A 462-nucleotide genomic window follows, 5' to 3' on the forward strand; every position below is an offset into this window, starting at 1 on the left:
ACTGGTAGGGCATTGCAATTCAGCCAGGGCTGCACCGGTACCCTCATCACCGGTACTGCGAGATGTTGAGTCCGTCCACCAGTAGTTATAACTGCGGGTGCCATAAAAATAACCAACATTGCTGTTATGCCCACCGCCACCGGTAGACAGATTGCGGCTCGCCACAGCTTCAGACGCGTACCCCACCAAAGAGCCAAGGTGACTGCTGCCTGCAACAGCCCCAGTCGCAAAGCAGTCGCTAATAGTCGAGGTGCTTATACGGCCCACAAGACCGCCAACATAATAACTAACCGCAGACACCGCTCCCGTGGCAAAACAGGCAGACAGCTCCGTTGAGCTTAGGTAACCCGCCAAGCCACCCGCGTAGGCGAGGGAACTAGTGGTTGACTCTACCTTACCTGTTGAAAATACCTCCGTAAGGGTGCTGTTTACTGCACTGCCCACAAGGCCACCCACATAGCG

At 55.4% G+C, this 462-nt stretch carries 1 protein-coding gene; it reads right to left on the reverse strand.

Annotated features, from left to right (window positions below; translation table 11 throughout):
* On the reverse strand, window positions 1-456 hold a 456-nt coding region (locus IDZ20_RS07950), incomplete at its 3' end, for a GLUG motif-containing protein (RefSeq protein WP_342745123.1).
* Window positions 457-462 lie beyond the last annotated feature (6 nt).

The sequence above is a fragment of the Teredinibacter waterburyi genome (assembly GCF_001922985.1).
Lineage (GTDB): Bacteria > Pseudomonadota > Gammaproteobacteria > Pseudomonadales > Cellvibrionaceae > Teredinibacter > Teredinibacter waterburyi.